Origin of the sequence: Massilia hydrophila, from assembly GCF_020208145.1 — a bacterium.
Lineage (GTDB): Bacteria > Pseudomonadota > Gammaproteobacteria > Burkholderiales > Burkholderiaceae_D > Telluria > Telluria hydrophila.
The window spans coordinates 1-413 of the sequence record NZ_JAHYBX010000075.1; the positions used below are offsets into that span (position 1 = coordinate 1).

Here is a 413-nt window from a genome sequence, read left to right on the forward strand (position 1 = left end):
GTTCTGACGCGCACCGTCGACAACCACCGCAACACGGCCGAATTCCTGCAAGCCGCGGATGTTGATCACTGTCGCGGGATCGTCGCCGCGCTCCTGAAACGACACGCCGGGAATGGCATAGAAAACATCCGACAGCCGGTTCGGCTGGAGCCCCTGGATCTGGTCGAGCGTCACGGCGCTGACGGGCGCGAGTGCGTCGATGGCGCGTTCCTTGGTCTTGGTTGCGGCGACCGTGATGGTGTCGAGCGTCTGCACGGGTGCAGTGGCGCCGGCCTGGGCACGGGCATTCAGGACGCCGGGCGTCGCCTGCTGCGCGACCTCCGGCTTGGCCGGCTTGCGGCTGGCCTGCTTCGGCCGTTCCGACGATACATTTTCCGTCTGCGGCGACGCGGTCTGCGCCAGACCGCTCTCCG

General features: G+C 67.6%; 1 protein-coding gene. It reads right to left on the minus strand.

Annotation, left to right across the window (positions count from 1 at the left end):
- Positions 1 to 413: TonB-dependent receptor plug domain-containing protein (locus tag LE190_RS21560; RefSeq protein WP_225240627.1), on the minus strand; the 413-nt coding region annotated here is incomplete at both ends.